This window comes from Candidatus Vicinibacter proximus (assembly GCA_016713905.1).
Taxonomy (GTDB): domain Bacteria; phylum Bacteroidota; class Bacteroidia; order Chitinophagales; family Saprospiraceae; genus Vicinibacter; species Vicinibacter proximus.
The window spans coordinates 957,744-974,250 of the sequence record JADJOE010000001.1; the positions used below are offsets into that span (position 1 = coordinate 957,744).

Here is a 16,507-nt window from a genome sequence, read left to right on the forward strand (position 1 = left end):
TTTATATCCCATTTTATTACATTCTAATCTAATGAAAGGGTTTAACCCATCGAAAAAAAAGGTGGTCCTAAAAAGAACCACCTTTGTAATTTATAAAATCTTCTGAGGATCGTAAGAAACTAAGCCAGATCAAATCGATCAAGATTCATCACCTTATTCCATGCAGCAACAAAATCTTTCACGAATTTTTCCTGTCCATCCGCACATCCATACACCTCTGCAAGCGCTCTTAATTCTGAATTAGAACCGAAGATGAGGTCAACACGTGTTCCGGTCCATTTTACTTCACCGGTTGAGCGATCGCGTCCTTCAAAAACATCATGAGTTCCGGCTGCAGCCTTCCAGGAAGTATTAAAATCCAGTAGATTTACAAAGAAGTCATTCGTAAGTGTCTCCGGACGTTTGGTGAATACCCCATGTTTGGAATTATCGAAGTTGGTGTTCAACATACGCATCCCACCGACCAACACAGTCATCTCCGGTGCTGTAAGGTTAAGTAGTTGTGCTTTATCCACCAACATTTCTTCAGCGGAAACCGGATATCGATTCTTCATGTAATTTCGGAATCCGTCGGCTTTAGGTTCAAGAACGGCAAAGGACTCAATATCGGTTTGTTCCTGGGTAGCATCTGTTCTTCCTGGAGTAAAAGGCACTTGGACTTCATGTCCTGCTGTTTTTGCAGCTTTCTCCACGCCCGCACATCCTGCCAAAACAATTAAATCTGCCAGAGATATCATTTTATCGGATTGGGCACTGTTGAATTCTTTTTTGGATTCCTTCCAATGTCTCCAGAACTTTAGAAAGTTGAGTTGGATTGTTGACTGCCCAGTATTTCTGAGGAGCCAGTCTGATGCGCGCACCGTTTGCACCACCTCGTTTATCCGAACCACGGAATGTGGATGCAGATGCCCAGGCGGTAGAAACCAGTTGGGAAACACTCAAGCCTGAAGCCAACACTTTGCTTTTTAATAAAGCGATGTCTTGGGCCTCGATTAATTTATGGTTTACTGCAGGAACAGGATCCTGCCATATCAAAACCTCTTTAGGCACCTCCGGTCCAAGATATCTGGAAACAGGCCCCATGTCGCGGTGCGTCAGTTTATACCATGCACGTGCGAAAGCATCGGCAAACTGATCCGGATGCTCATGGAATCGTCTCGATATTTTCTCATAAGCCGGATCAAATCTCAGGGCAAGATCTGTGGTAAGCATTACCGGTGTATGACGTTTGGAAGGGTCATGTGCATCCGGAACTGTTCCGGCACCCATACCATGCTTAGGTATCCACTGATGCGCTCCTGCAGGGCTTTTGGTCAATTCCCATTCGTAGCCAAAAAGATTCCAGAAAAAGTTGTTGCTCCATTTGGTTGGTGTGGTGGTCCAGGCGCCTTCAAGTCCGCTGGTAATGGTGTTTACGCCATTTCCACTGCCAAAACTGTTTTTCCAGCCAAGGCCTTGCTCTTCAATACCCGCCGCGGAAGGCTCAGGCCCTACATACTTTGATGGGTCAGCAGCACCGTGGGTTTTTCCAAAAGTGTGCCCGCCTGCAATCAATGCTACAGTCTCTTCATCATTCATCGCCATTCTGCCAAAGGTCTCGCGGATGTCGCGGGCCGCGGCTATAGGATCAGGGTTACCGTTAGGTCCTTCCGGATTTACATAAATCAGACCCATCTGAACAGCAGCAAGTGGATTCTCCAACTCACGGTCACCGGTATATCGTTTATCTTCAAGCCATTTGCCTTCAGAACCCCAATAAATATCTTCCTCCGGTTCCCAAACATCTTCACGTCCACCTGCAAAACCAAAAGTTTTGAAGTTCATGGATTCCAGAGCGCAGTTGCCTGCAAGGATCATGAGGTCAGCCCATGAAATTTTCTTTCCGTATTTCTGTTTGATTGGCCAAAGCAACAAACGCGCTTTATCCAGGTTGGCGTTATCCGGCCAGCTGTTGAGTGGTGCAAAGCGCTGGGTGCCAGAACCGCCGCCGCCACGACCATCGGAAATCCTGTACGTACCGGCGCTGTGCCAGGCCATACGGATGAAGAAAGGACCATAATGACCATAGTCTGCAGGCCACCAGTCCTGGGAGGTTGTCATCAATTCAAAAATGTCTTTTTTAACCGCCTCAAGGTCAAGAGATTTAAATTCTTCTGCATAGTTGAAATTTTCACCCATCGGATTAGAAAGAGGAGAATGTTGCCGAAGAATATTTAATTTCAAAAGATTAGGCCACCAGTCTCTGTTTCTTGTACCCCCGCCTGCACTTTGGTTGAGTGCTCCTCCGGAGAAGGGACATTTGCTTTCACTGTTTACACTGTAAGATGGCGTACTTGATGGTACTTGATTTTCCATTTTTTATCAATTGTTTTATAGTTTGTAAGAATAAATAAAGTCGAATAAGCTTTGCTCATCGCTCCTATATGGGTACTTACATTCTTACAGAAGCAGGACCAATTCTATCGTCCAAAAGACCCCTGTTCCAATCCCGAGAGGATCAACAAGCCAATATTTAAACACCCGGATTGAGATAGAGTTTAACTGATTTGTTACTCTTTTTTAGGCTTTGATTAAATCCCTACGTTTCAGGTTAAAAATGGCTTGGTTTGTTCAGAAATTTTATCTACGAATATGGGTGAAGTAAATGATAAATGTACTACCTTACTTAAATTATAGCGCCGCATTTCTGCGCATAGGAAAAAAAGCAAAATGAACTTCCTTATGGATATAAACAGAATTTAAAAAATACTGGATGCTGGGGATAAGAATTTAGTACTCAAAAAAAATAAGCTATATGACAAAAAAATGGCTTTTGCTGTGCATGTTGATAATACCTATGGTAATCGTTGCACAGCAAATTGCGGATACTGCCTATCACCCACCCTTACCTCATCCGGAATATGCGCCTGGCCTTGGGTCTGTGGTGTTTATTGATGAAGCGCATCATAATTTTCATACCAAAGAGGGAAGGTTTAAGCCATTTGCTAATTTGTTGGCTAGAGACGGTTATCGGGTGCAATCCTACAAAGACCCTTTTAAAACCAAGGAATTAGAGAAAGGCAAAATTCTGGTCATTTCCAATGCCTTGCATGAAAGCAATGTAAGCCGTTGGATAGTGCCTAATCCTTCCGCTTTTACAAAGGAAGAGATAATTGAATTGGAACAATGGGTAAGCAATGGTGGAAGTTTATTTTTAATCGCAGACCACATGCCACTGTCCGGAGCGGCAAAAGATCTTGCTGCAGCTTTTGGCTTTGAATTTACCAATGGCTTTGCTCTGGATTCCAATTCAAAAGGAAATACCTATTTCAATCTAAATGAAAAAACCTTGGTGGAAAGCCAACTCACTCATGGAAGAGATTCTACAGAAAGCATACATCAGGTAGCCACATTTACCGGGCAGGCATTTAAAATTCCGGGTGACGCCACTCCGGTATTAATTTTTGATAAAAATTATGTGAATTTTCTACCCGATACCGCCTGGGTATTCCATGACCAGACTGCCAAATACAATGTAGCCGGTTGGTCACAGGGCGCATTTAAAAAACACGGTCAAGGCAAATTGGTAGTTTTTGGTGAAGCAGCCATGTTTACCGCACAACTGGCAGGTCCAAACAAAAAACAAATCGGCATGAACAGTCCGGATGCTCCAGAAAATCATCAGTTACTGTTGAACATTATACACTGGCTGGATGGCAGGCTGGAGTAGAGTGTTCTATGAGATTTGTTGATGGCGGAGTGGGTTATGTTTTACTAGTTTGCCGATCCTTATGCACATATATGAACATGATTTATTAATTTTGACTATGTACAGTATCTGTTGAGCAGATCTCCTTACTGTTTGTCAGCTTTGTGCCATTATGTGGCTGGGATATTTGCGTTAGTGGCAACTAATAAATGACATTTCAATAAGAATAAGAATCTCTTCGTATCAAGAATATTTACACAATCATTTTGATAGCTTTGACGAAATGAATATTGAACAATCAAAATATACTTACTTAATCAACGAAATTGGTGGACTTCTTCAAAAAGGAAGAAAACAAGTTGCTAAATCTGTAAATATTATTTTAGTTCAGACTTATTGATTAATTGGCAGACACATCGTTGAATTTGAGCAAGGCGGAAAAGAAAAGGCAGAGTTAGGGTCTTTTCTCTTTGAGCAGCTATCCAAAGATCTGACTCGACTTTATGGAAAGGGATTCAGTAGAGCTAATTTGTTGTATATGAGAAAGCTGTATCCGAACTTTCCAAAAAGTGAGACACTGTCTAACGTATTGAGTTAGAGCCATTATTTTGAGATATTACGGTCTGATAACGAACTTGAAATCAGTTTCTACACAAAACAATCTGAGAAAGAAAACTGTAGTGTAAGTGAACTTAAACGCCAAATGAAAAGTATGCTGTTTCATCGTTTGGCAATGAGCAAGATCAACTCATTCTAACCAGAATTTCTTTTTGTAACTTTGAGGCTTAGTGAATTAAGAAATGGCAGGAAGCAGAAAGCTAAACGTAAACGAATCTGCGATAACGGTAATCAGTCAAAATGAAACTGACTATATAAGTTTAACCGATATGACAGCTTCTTTTCGTGAAGGCAGCGGGTTAGTCGGCAAGTGGGGTACGAACAAAAACACATTGGAGTATATTGGTGTCTGGGAAAAAATCAACAACCCGAATTTTAATTACCCCGAATTCGGGGTAATTACCCAAGAAGCAGGAGTGAGTAGGTTCATAATGTCTGTGGGACAATGGATTGAACGAACAAACGCTGTTGGTGTGCTAGTAAAAGCAGGGCGTTACGGCGGAACTTATGCACATAAAGAAATAGCATTCCACTTTGCAATGTGGTTAAGTCCAGAGTTTCAAATATATCTGGTTAATGAATTTCAACGCCTGAAGGAGGATGAAAATAATCGACTGAAGTTGGAATGGAATTTACAAAGGACCATAGCCAAGGTAAATTACCATATTCACACAGATACTATTAAAGAAAACCTGATTCCTCAAGAAATTACCAAACAACGATCAAGTTTTGTTTATGCTAATGAATCCGACCTATTGAATGTAGCTCTTTTCGGAATTACAGCAAAGGAATGGAGAGAAAATAATCCCGTGCTAAAAAGGAAATTTAAGAGATTACGCGAAATTGGAACAATTAGTTGTATTGAGCAATATGGAAAGCATTAACGCCTTACTTATCCGGCAAGGACGCACACAAAAGGAACGTCTTATCGAACTTAACAAAGTAGTGATAAGTCAGATGAAATCCTTAGTTGAAAATAAAGCAATGAAGAAACTTAAATAAACGGACGAAATAAAAAGCGAAACGCCAACAGCGTTTATGAGAAATAACAAGGGCAGTACTAACTGGGAGGTCAGTATATTTGAAGAAGTAGATGGTGTACAGGAAGACAAATGCTTTTAAATTCGCTACTTCTCATACACGTAAAACGTTTTAGGCCAATTAAAAGAAAGTCGTGTATTGGGTATTATGCATAAATTCGAATAGAGATCATTAATAATTCAAAAAAATCAATAAATGAAAACTGAGAATCCATTACAAAAGTTTAAAGATGAAAGTCCTGAAGTACAAAGAGCCTATGATGGACTAATTCAATCGTTAATTGAAGACAAAGGATTGGATAATAAAACTAAACAATTGATATATATAGCAATGAAGATGATAGCTGACGATGAAAGAGCTGTGAAAATGCACGTTCTAATGGCTAAAAATATCGGTGCAACAAGGGAAGAAATTAAGACAACTATTTTGTTAGGCCTTACTGTAATTGGATTAAAGGCTGTTTCGAAATTTTTACCACTTGCTTTAGAAAGTTATGACAGTATCTAATTAAATTATACAACATCAAACTAAGATTTAAAATGAAAGAATATGTATTGATCTTCCGAATGGACATAACAAATGAAGATGCACAACCTTCCAAAGAACAAATGAAAATTTATATGCAACAATGGATGGAATGGATAAACGAAATCGCAGACAACAAACAACTTGCAGATGGGGGAAATCACTTTTCCCGAGAAGGAAGGGTGCTGAAACCTAATGGGGAGATTGTGGAAACACCGTATATTGCTGACAATAATTCCATTGCAGGTTACATCCTTGTTTTGGCCGAAAATCTGGATCAAGCCACAATGATTGCAAAGAAATGCCCAATCTTAAACGGACAAAACACTAGTGTTGAAATACGAGAAACAGGAACACCGGGATGATGGGTTAAAAGCTGGAAACAACGATCATAATTGACAACCACTTACTACATTTAATAACTGAAAATGAATTACGCATTTTTAAAACTATAAAATCAACAAAATGGCACAAATTAATCCACACATTAACTTCAACGGAAATGCAGAAGAAGCATTTACATTTTATAAATCTGTCTTTGGCGGAGAATTCGCAAAAATTGTGCGTTTCAAAGACATGGCAAGTGCTGAATTTCCGGTTCCAGAAAATGAAGCAAATAAAATAATGCACATCGCTTTGCCGATCGGAAATAATATTTTAATGGCTAATGATGTACCGGAAAGTATGGGACGGACAAACGAAAACGAAAACAGGTCAAAAATATCCATCAGTGCAGAAAGCAAAGAAGAAGCCGACAAATTATTCAATGGGCTATCAGCAGGTGGACAAATCGAATTTCCCATATCAGACAGTCCTTGGGGATCATATTTTGGAATGTTTAGAGACAAATATGGCATTGAGTGGATGGTAGATTTTGACCCAAATTATAAAGGACAAATTTGAGTGTAAAAATAATAACTGTTGGCAGGACTTAAATGAAATTTTTGGTATAGCGCTAAAATGAACCTGTATTCATTTTGACCATTTTATTGTTGGTAGAAAGTTTTGTCCTTGCCGACCTTACGTCAACACAAGCTTAAAACAGCAACTTCTTGAGCCTGCAAACCGTCTGATAGTACACAAGAGATTTCGCATAATTTATTAGACTCTTTGCTATTTTAATATTGATTAGTATTTTTTACAAATCTTGTAAAATATGCATTTGTGTTGCAAAGGAAAATGATAACAATGGAAGAATTCATGCATCATAAAAATTCAGATAGATTTATTCCTGTTCGATTGTAAGAATGGAAGCATTTTTAACCCCTATTGATCTATTAAAATGTGACTTTTAATTTCATAAAAATTGAAGGTAAGGGGAACCAATTTTCACTTATCTTAATTATCGGTTACAGGAATTTAAACAGATTACATTTATTGTAATTATAATTAAAAATGTAGTATTTTCACATTCTGTCCTGAAGGACACATATAACGATACGATAAGCAAGTATGAATATGAAATTATTATTTTTAATGATTTTATTTAGTGTCTTGTCCTGTCAAAGTATTCGTATATCTGACAAAATAATTAAGGTAACCAATGGCAATTATTTCACAGGCAAAGTAGAATATCAGTATTTTTACGAAAGTGAATTATTGAATGTCGATTCGCTAAAGTCGATTAAACCATTTAAAAGTTTTTTTAGATACGATACCATGGATTACCAAAGTCAGTTTATTGGCAAGGACACTTTGACATATTATTATTCCGGCAAACTAAATAGATGTCTGTCAAGAATAAACACTATGATTGAATATGAGTGTGAAGATTATGGGGTGTTTACAGACTCAATAATTAATTTTAGGGTTTATAACACAGACGAGAAGGTTATGGGTCAAAATTGTAAAATTGTTGAATATCAGACAAGATATTATTGGACCAAGTATTATGTAAGTCAAGATATAATACTTGCTCCAGGTACTTATCGGAGGCACTTGGCTTATAATTGGAGTTTCTATGGAAAAATTGCGGATGGTGGATTAATTCTTAAATTGGAACACAGATTTAAGAATTATACCATGAAAGGAATTGCTACCCATATAAGTATGTTTGAGAAATCATTTAAAGCTAATGAAATAGACCTTAGTTCTATAATGAAGGCGTGTAATTATGAGAAGCCATAGTTATTGAATTATTAATTTTAAGACTTTGTATTTGCGACCAATGAATCGCAGATCTATTTTAAAATCCGTTTTTCTTTTTAAATAGAGTCATAAGTTGTATTTTTTTAACATTGTAGTAGTATTTTGATGACACACAGTGGGAAATTCAGGCAGTAACAATTTGAATGGATATATGCACGAACCCATTACATTTGCATGAAAGAAATAGAGGGAAATAAACTAATGGAATTTAAAATACAACTTGTATTATTTGGAGTAAGAGTATATTCTAAGCTTTCATATCAATTACTACTTTAAGCTCTTGAACCTTGATGACAAGCCTAAACGAATTAATCAAATAACAATGAAATTTTATTTTTTTCTTTTTTTTAGCATACTGGTCCTGTTTACTTCTTATAAAGGACAAATCTTTCCAAAAACCAGTAATGTAGGTCTACCAAATATGTTTTTATCACAAGGGGATACCGTTCAAAAACTGGGGAACAACATCATGGTTATTTATCAAGACTCGAAAGCCAACTACTGGTTTGGTAGCTGGCATGATGGTATTTATAAGTATGATGGAAAATCAATCATACATTTTACTACTAAGGACGGTTTGGCAAGCAACAGGGTGGAAGAAATTAAAGAAGATAAAAAGGGAAATATTTATTTTAATACGCGTAAAGGTTTGTGCCAATTTAATGGAGTTCGCTTTTCAACATGGACAGAGGCATTGAGTATTGGTACGGAGTGGACTTTAAATCCTGATGACCTCTGGTTTAAATGTTTAACGCATCCTAATAGTGTATATCGGTTTGATGGATATAATCTGTACAGATTACAAATACCGAGAACGAAACTTGGAGAAGACTATATTCAAAAGCATCACAATTACCCTGATCCTTATGCAGTGTACTGTATTTACAAAGACAGTAAGGAGAATATTTGGTTTGGTACAGCAACATTGGGTGTATTTCGTTTTAATGGAAAATCATTTGAATGGATTTCGGAAGATGATCTTACAGAATTCCATGATGGACCGGCCAATGGCGTACGCTCCATTGCAGAAGATGAGCAAGGGTATTTTTGGTTCAATACGGAGTATAAGTACGGCATTTACAATAACAAGGCTATAATTAAAAAGGACAGTTAAAACCGAATATTTTACGACCGAATAGAAAATATTGGCAGTTTAGATGGAATAAGGAACGGAAATCTAAGTGAATATTTATCCATTACAAAGGACAACAACCATGAATTGTGGATTGCCACCTATAATAATGGAGTATATCATTATGACGGAAAAAACATTGCGCGCTATACTGTAAAAGAAGACAATAATGAAATCACTTTATTTTCCATTTACAAAGACAAGGCTGGACAGCTGTGGCTTGGATCTCACGAAGCAGGTGCATATAAATTTAATGGAAAGACTTTTGAACGATTTAATATAGGACCACAAAATGAATAACCATTTTTTATCGCAAATAGACAACAGACGACGGTTTGAGCTCATTGATCAAAAAGTTAGGTATGGTTATAAATAGCTCAGAACTAAAAATATAGGTTCAAACCATTGGACCTGCACATCGATATCCGGAAAGTCATTCTCAATTTTGACATAATACATTATTAATAGAAAATATTTAACTTTGTAACTTGATACCGAAAAAAATTCAAACATGAGAAAAATTTTGCTATTCTTTATTTCTGCTTTTATGATATCCTTTTTTTCTTGTACCAAAGAAAATTCCGGCAATCCTCAATCTCCTAAATATGCGATTGGGAAGAATCGCTTTATCGTAAATGTGAATGGCGATGATAGAGAATATTTTGTACATGTTCCGGCAGGATACAAGGGTTCGGCTCAAACACCTGTTGTTTTTATGCTGCATGGAACAAATGGCAATGGAGAAGATTTTTATACCGATTCTGGCTGGAAAGAAGTAGGCGAAGCAGAAAATATAATAACTGTATTTCCTTCCTCATGGAAATACTGCATTGTGGAGGACGGTCAACAAAAACCAAATACGGAGAAATGGAATGCACAACCCGCAGGTTGGACACCTTGTGCTGGAGAAACCCTTAGAGATGATATAAAATTTTTTAAATCTATTATCACGGAACTGGATTCAAAATTTAAGATTGACCATAAAAGAATTTATTTAGTAGGTTTTTCTAACGGAGGTGCCATGGCAAGTAAATGCACCTATGAAATGAGTGATATTTTTGCGGCTATAGTAGAAAGTGCTGCTTCATTATTTGGACAGCAGCCTACTCCTCTGCGAAAGCTACCTGTTTTTTTTCAAAGGGGTAATGAAGATTATGGTCCTGGTGGTACTGGTCCAACTGCTCCAATGTCATCCCTTTCTTTTATGCTTACAGATTCCAATACAACCCTCTTGCAAGGGCATCTGTATAAATTTTCGCATACGAATATTTACTATTTTGGACTGAATCCAAATTTCACCATTGCCGGGGATGAAAATTCAATTGTAACTGCTACTTATACTTCCAATAATCCAAATGAACCACTAAATGTTTATACTGTGGCTTTGATAAAAGGATTAAAGCATGCTTATCCCGATGGTGCAGCAGCTAAGAATTGGGCATGGTTAAAACAGTATAGCTTGCCATAAATTGTTTGTGAACCATGGGGTTGATTTTTAAAAAAAGAAAGCTTGAATCACCGGCTTAGAATTATTTCGTATAGTCCTATTAAATCCGGTGAAAAGATTAAACCCAATTTATCTGTTGAAACTCCCATTCGAACAGAGCGTACGGCTTTATTGGTTATAGCCGAACCTTGCTAAATCCTAATCTTTTTATTGGATAGACGGATCTTTGCTTCACCTCTCAGGATGCTAGTAAACTGCATCCCGAGGTGTAAAAGCAAATTTTTTAAGGGAGTCAAATCATTCGTTTGCCGGTAAGCTGATATCTTCTAAAGTATAAAATTTCTCTTTCGGTTACCTTTTTATAACCAATTTGTGGATGCTGACATCCCCTTTCTTATTCCGTAAATTAATTAAATACAATCCGTCTTTTAATTGGAGCTGTTCCAGGTCAAGACTGAAATGTGTATGTTGTATAATTTCTTGGTGCCTTACTGTTCCATCGATAGTAATGAGATCCAACTTTATAGGAAGATCCACATCACGTAAATCAATTTTTAATTCATTTTGTGCCGGATTAGGATACATTTTGGCAAAACTATAATTCGTGGAAGAATACACTTGCGTCAAAAAAGCCCAGAAGAGGGTATGATGGGTTTCGTTGGTTATGATAGGTTGATTTTTATCAAAATAAATTTCTGCCTGATTCTTTACCACAGCACCAACATTTAAGTCGGATTTTAAATTAATTCTAAAACTTACATATCCGTTGGATCCTCTTTCATTTATTCCGGCATATGGTAAATTAATGTTGTCAAAAACAAATTCTATCACCCCATCCCGGATAGAATAATTCATCGGATGAGAGCTTCCAATGAGTTCAAACGAATTAACATCCAGTCCCTGGTCAAGCCTGTCAACCACCCTAACCCGTTCCGCATAATCATTACCTGTGTTCTGAAACCTAATGGTATATTCAATGGGTTGATTGTTGATAAAATGTTGAGCTCCAAAACCCTTTGGCTCTGAAAGTTTATCATTAGGGTCATAAGATCCCCTTAATATTTTGCAATCCACGGATTTAAATTTATCGTCTTCATCATTTGCAAAAGAAGTTGCGAATCCCTTGCTGGTCTCACCGTTTGGATTAACGCCACATCCTTCCACAAATATGGTAGGTCGGGAATTGCCTGGATGATTCAATGGTTGCTGAAGTAACATTCTATAGGTTCGGCCATTAGCCGGATAATCAAAAACTTTTTCCTCATTCATTTTCAACTTAACAGAACCTCTTAGCAATGGCATGATTTCATCTTCGATGATGGCAAATTCAGAAGCCAATGCCATGTCCGCTCCACCCACATTGGTAATTGAAAATTTTACCAGATTGTTGGTTTTGTCGCAGGTACCTTTGAGTTTTAGACTACTGTTATCCCAGCTTTCAGGTTTAGGACAGGGATTATCAGGGTATATATGTGACTCCACACAATAGGTATTTCCAAGATATTCCGGTTCGCAAGGTGTCTTCAATATAATTTTAAAACTCCCTTTGGTCATCCCCTTTAAATTCCCTAAATCAAATCGAATAAGCGGTAAATTAATATTGCTTGGGGTCAGGGTTGAAGTTACAAAAGTAAGAATTTCAGGAATCGTAACTTCAATATAAGAATCATCAATATCCTCTACACTTATGTTTGAATAATAAACTGTATATTCAACATTGTTGCAAAATCTTAATCTGTCCGTTATCACTTCTGTTTGAAGTTGTTCACAATTTCCATTCTTCTGAATGCCTATATTAAGATCCGGAATGGCCTGCTTAAAGTCAACATTAACGATGTATTCTAGCTCACAACTGGCAATAGCAGATGAGATTTCCTTTATATAGAATTTATGGGTTCCTGAATCTCTTTCATAAAGAGGGATTTTACCAATATTAGATGGATATAAATACTTCTTGCCTTTAAACTCATGAACAATGGTCAGAACATCCACTTTGGTTTCTGTATTTTGAAAAATACAATCAGCATTTGCATCAATAAATACCGTTGCATTTAAATAATCTTTGGGCTCATCCGTTTTTATAATAAAGTCGCACACATCACCTGAGCAACCATCCACAAACAAGTAATATAATTTAAATGGATCAAGGACTGCACTGAAAGATTTTTTTCCGGGTCCATTACAACTTGGATCACAAACTACATTTTCGCTAAAACTACAATCGGTATAAATTCCAAATTGTACACCGGTACCATTACCCGTACAATTGTCAAACTCGATTTCAAAACGATGCAAACCTCCGGGCGTATAAAAACTCCACCAACCCAGATTATGCGCAGCACCTCCTGATGGGCATAAGGGAGAAGGTCCGTCGTTTGCATTCGAAAAGTTCGGATTTCTTCCTCGCCATCCATTAATTTCACTAATGGAAAAAACCGGGGCATTGATGCATTGCAATCCAAAAGTATCTATCTGGGCTATGGATTCTGAAACATTGAAGAGTACTTGCAACAAAATAAAACAAGAAATTATAACTCTGTTCATAAGGATAAATTTTAGTCCTGTTTAAATAACGTAACAAAATTAGATGTGTCCCCTGATAAAGATATACCATTATTTCTTATTTTGTAGCTTAAAAAATTAAATAAAATTATTTAAATACTTGTAAATCAAATATATAAAATCAATTAATGTACCACAACAAGCTTAAAAATATTCAAATTTTAGAGCTATTGCAGCAACTAACGGAAAGAGAAATATCTAATTTTGTTAAATTCCTTCGTTCCAGGGGGGCGAATGATGCACTTTTAGTCTGTCTATCGCATCTTATAAAGTCAAAGATTAAGGATCCTGAAGATCTAAAAATGAAGATCCATCAAGATCTTTATCCCAACCAAGCCTACAAAGATGTCCGGGTAAGACTACTTTTCTCTGATCTGTTGAAAGAATTAAAACAGTTTATCCATCAAAAAATAGTTTTTTCAGATTGGGATGCTGAACTGGACTTATTACAATTTTACCGAAAAAGGAGAGTGGAACGTTTATTTGAAAATCAAGTTGAACAACTGAAAGAAAGACTTTTATCACATTCCTCATGGGATGAAAATAAATATTATTATAATTATAGACTAGAGCTTGAAAAACTGAAATACGAGTCCGCCAAAAGCAGATATAACCCAACTAACTTTTCTGATGTTTTATCAAACTTTGAAATACACGTATTTATACAAAGACTAAGATTATATCTGGTACACCTATCCTTTAGACAATTTGGTTCTGAGCTCAATACTTTTCCTGAATTAGAGTTAAGCATTCAGGACGGTATGAAGTCTGACTGGTCTGCAATTCCTGAGGTTAACTTATATCTTGTTGCAGTTAAACTGTTTACGAATCCTGAAGATACCGACCACTACGAAAATTTTATTGCACAACTCAAACCTATTTCCATTAATCTGGATCTGGAAACAAAAAGAGAACTTTATTCTCATGCTTTGAATTATTGTATCAGAAAAATTAACCGGAACGATGAACTGTTCTTTATGAAGACCTTGGACTTGTATGATCATGGAGTAAAGGACAATTGGTTATTGGATAATGGTGTGATGAATCAGGTAACCTATAAGAATATTATAACACTCTGTATTCGGCTTAGCAACTTCCAACTGGCTGAAGAAAAACTAATTCAGTACAAAGAATTTGTTAATAAAAAGGACAGAGAAAGTATCTTCCAATTCAATCACGCAAGAATACTCAAAGAAAGAGGTCAAACAAGAGATGCACTAGTATTGCTATACTCTAATCGTTATAAGGATTCGCTCATCGAAATTCATGCACGTATAGAAATGATAAAAATTTATTATGAACTTAAGGAAGATGATCTGCTTATAAATCAAATACAATCTACAGAAAAATTCATTAATAAATTGGATAAACTAGGCTATCATAAAAAATACTATAACAATTTCTGCAAATATGCCACTCAACTCCACAAACTGAGAAGTACTTTAAAAAAAACTTTTATGGGCAAAGAGTTAATTAAAAAACTCAACAATGAAACCGAAGTAATAGAAATAAATTGGTTGCAAAAGGAAGTTTATAAAGAACTTTCTAATCTTTAAATTATGCCGACGTATATACCACCAATATATCTCAACGGTAGAAATAATTTTAATCTTATAGCCGTTTACAAACTATAGTTATGAAAGTGATTTAAGCCTTTGGTTTGTTTAATTCACATTTATCAATTTTCGGCATTAGGATTTCTATTCCAATGAAATATATTCAAGTGCCGACGATACTCTTTTCCAAGGACAGGATTTGATAAATAAAGTTCTGTCTATGGGCAGAGAACTCATTCAATTTATTGAATTCAATTTAGCGCTTTGGTGGTAATCAAAGATCGGGCAATATTAGGACGCTTGTCTTTTGTGCAGTGCGATGAATTAAAACTGATCAATAATAATATGTCTTATGAACAAGTTAAAAAATTGCCATTTATATTTTGGAGAAGATTACTGCGTCAGGTTCTTGCACAGAATACTTTACCTCTCTGCAGTTATTTCCGAAAATTACATTCAGGGTTTAGAATGATTATCTTAGGGTAGATTTTCTAAAAAATGAATTATTAAAAAAAATTAGGGCATTTAAAGAAAGCTTCTTAAATTTGTTAATTGAGTATGTTAAAACGGGTTCCAAAAAATTTGTATAAACCTCAATGGTATACTTTTTTCAAATTTTATAATTCCTGACAGGTATGTTGCTCTTAAGAATGGAAGAGGTTTTATAACCACTCAATTAATTTGGCCAGACATAAGAATTTCTGTGTTTATATTTATAATTTTAGAATAAGCTGCTATCTTTTAGTTAACATATAAATTAGAAGATTATTAAGATGAGAAAAATTTCTGTAGTGGTATTTTTTACAAGCCTCTGGTCAATGTCATATGGACAGTTTCCAGGATCAGTAGATAGTTTATACACTTTTATCAAGTCAAATTCGATTTTACGAACCACAGTGGAGTGGACACAAATCGATGAGGCATTCCAAGAGCAAATCCATACTGCTAAATCTCTTAAGGACACCATGAATTGCTTTGTTTTTGTATTGAAGCAACTGAATGATTATCATACACAGATTTTTCTCAACAATGAGTACTATGGTTACTATCCAAGTTTTGAAGATTCAGTTTTGATTAGACTTAAAACTTTAAGTGACAGGGCAAGTTCTTCGATCAATCAAATACATTCTGAAATAATATCGAAAGAAATAGGTTATATAAGAGTTCCTACCATGCAAGTTTACAATCAATTGCAGATAAATAATTATGCACAATCAATGGCTGACAAGATTACCGAATTGTCCAAGAATTGCAAAAATGGATTTATCATTGATTTGCGCTTGAACGGAGGAGGGAATGTCTACCCTATGTTATCTGGACTTAGCCTTTTTATGGGAAACAAAACCATTGGATATGAAACAGATGTGGATGAGCAAGTCGTACGAAGTTGGGTATTGGAAAATGGAAATTTTGTAATAGGCGGATATCCATCAACCAACATAAAAGTTGAACGTTTTTTAAACCTTGATTCTATTCCTATTGTGGTAATCATAGGTCCGGTTACAAGAAGTTCTGGAAGTATGACTGCTATAGCTTTTAAAGGAAGACCTAACACTATTTTTATAGGAGAGCCAACTGCTAACGGATACACTACATCAAACGGATACTTTCAATTTGCCTCAAACCTGACTCTGAATTTTGCAACTAACTATGTTGCGGATAGAAATAAGAATATATATAAAACGACCGTAAATCCAGACATAATAATTTCGCATGGAGATAATTTTGACCATCTAATGGAAGATAAGAAAATTCAGTTTGCAATAAATTGGTTGAATGGCAAATAAGAA

The 16,507-nt window shown here is 36.2% G+C and carries 11 protein-coding genes and 3 pseudogenes; 12 read left to right on the forward strand and 2 right to left on the reverse strand.

Translation table 11 applies throughout. From position 1 onward, the window contains the following. Positions 1 to 119 precede the first annotated feature (119 nt). Positions 120 to 2,355 (reverse strand): annotated as a pseudogene (katG, locus tag IPJ83_03795) (catalase/peroxidase HPI). Between the two features lie 439 nt (positions 2,356 to 2,794). Between katG and IPJ83_03800 the strand changes: the two are divergent. The 10 genes and pseudogenes from IPJ83_03800 (at position 2,795) to IPJ83_03845 (ending at position 10,620) form a co-directional block, all read left to right on the forward strand. Further along, complete coding sequence (locus tag IPJ83_03800; GenBank protein MBK7879669.1) at positions 2,795 to 3,709, forward strand: DUF4350 domain-containing protein; 915 nt, start codon at positions 2,795 to 2,797, stop codon at positions 3,707 to 3,709. Positions 3,710 to 4,091: 382 nt separating this feature from the next. Continuing rightward, positions 4,092 to 4,445: pseudogene (locus IPJ83_03805) on the forward strand (hypothetical protein). A 43-nt stretch (positions 4,446 to 4,488) separates the two neighbouring features. Beyond that, positions 4,489 to 5,308, forward strand: a pseudogene (locus tag IPJ83_03810) (KilA-N domain-containing protein). Between the two features lie 234 nt (positions 5,309 to 5,542). After that, positions 5,543 to 5,854, forward strand: a complete 312-nt coding sequence (locus IPJ83_03815) for a carboxymuconolactone decarboxylase family protein (protein ID MBK7879670.1) — start codon at positions 5,543 to 5,545, stop codon at positions 5,852 to 5,854. Between the two features lie 32 nt (positions 5,855 to 5,886). Continuing rightward, positions 5,887 to 6,237, forward strand: coding sequence for a transcription initiation protein (locus IPJ83_03820; GenBank protein ID MBK7879671.1), 351 nt, complete (start codon positions 5,887 to 5,889; stop codon positions 6,235 to 6,237). Positions 6,238 to 6,337: 100 nt separating this feature from the next. Further along, the gene (locus tag IPJ83_03825) at positions 6,338 to 6,775 is read left to right on the forward strand and encodes a VOC family protein (protein ID MBK7879672.1); all 438 of its coding nucleotides are present in this window, start codon (positions 6,338 to 6,340) and stop codon (positions 6,773 to 6,775) included. 555 nt (positions 6,776 to 7,330) lie between these two features. After that, complete coding sequence (locus IPJ83_03830) at positions 7,331 to 7,999, forward strand: hypothetical protein (GenBank protein MBK7879673.1); 669 nt, start codon at positions 7,331 to 7,333, stop codon at positions 7,997 to 7,999. 343 nt (positions 8,000 to 8,342) lie between these two features. Further along, positions 8,343 to 9,134 carry a hypothetical protein gene (locus tag IPJ83_03835; GenBank protein MBK7879674.1) on the forward strand — a complete coding sequence of 264 codons (792 nt, stop codon included), beginning with the start codon at positions 8,343 to 8,345 and terminating at the stop codon, positions 9,132 to 9,134. Between the two features lie 105 nt (positions 9,135 to 9,239). Continuing rightward, on the forward strand, positions 9,240 to 9,452 hold the full coding sequence (locus IPJ83_03840; protein ID MBK7879675.1) for a hypothetical protein: 213 nt from the start codon (positions 9,240 to 9,242) through the stop codon (positions 9,450 to 9,452). A gap of 211 nt (positions 9,453 to 9,663) precedes the next feature. Further along, positions 9,664 to 10,620, forward strand: coding sequence for a hypothetical protein (locus IPJ83_03845; protein MBK7879676.1), 957 nt, complete (start codon positions 9,664 to 9,666; stop codon positions 10,618 to 10,620). A gap of 330 nt (positions 10,621 to 10,950) precedes the next feature. Here the strand turns inward: IPJ83_03845 and IPJ83_03850 are convergent, their stop codons facing one another. Beyond that, positions 10,951 to 13,143 carry a T9SS type A sorting domain-containing protein gene (locus tag IPJ83_03850; protein ID MBK7879677.1) on the reverse strand — a complete coding sequence of 731 codons (2,193 nt, stop codon included), beginning with the start codon at positions 13,141 to 13,143 and terminating at the stop codon, positions 10,951 to 10,953. A 320-nt stretch (positions 13,144 to 13,463) separates the two neighbouring features. Here IPJ83_03850 and IPJ83_03855 point away from each other — a divergent pair, with 320 nt between their 5' ends. Both IPJ83_03855 and IPJ83_03860 read left to right on the forward strand, forming a co-directional pair. Then, a complete protein-coding gene (locus IPJ83_03855) occupies positions 13,464 to 14,717 on the forward strand; it encodes a hypothetical protein (GenBank protein MBK7879678.1) in 1,254 nt (417 codons plus the stop codon). Between the two features lie 773 nt (positions 14,718 to 15,490). Continuing rightward, on the forward strand, positions 15,491 to 16,504 hold the full coding sequence (locus IPJ83_03860) for a S41 family peptidase (GenBank protein ID MBK7879679.1): 1,014 nt from the start codon (positions 15,491 to 15,493) through the stop codon (positions 16,502 to 16,504). Positions 16,505 to 16,507: the final 3 nt, after the last annotated feature.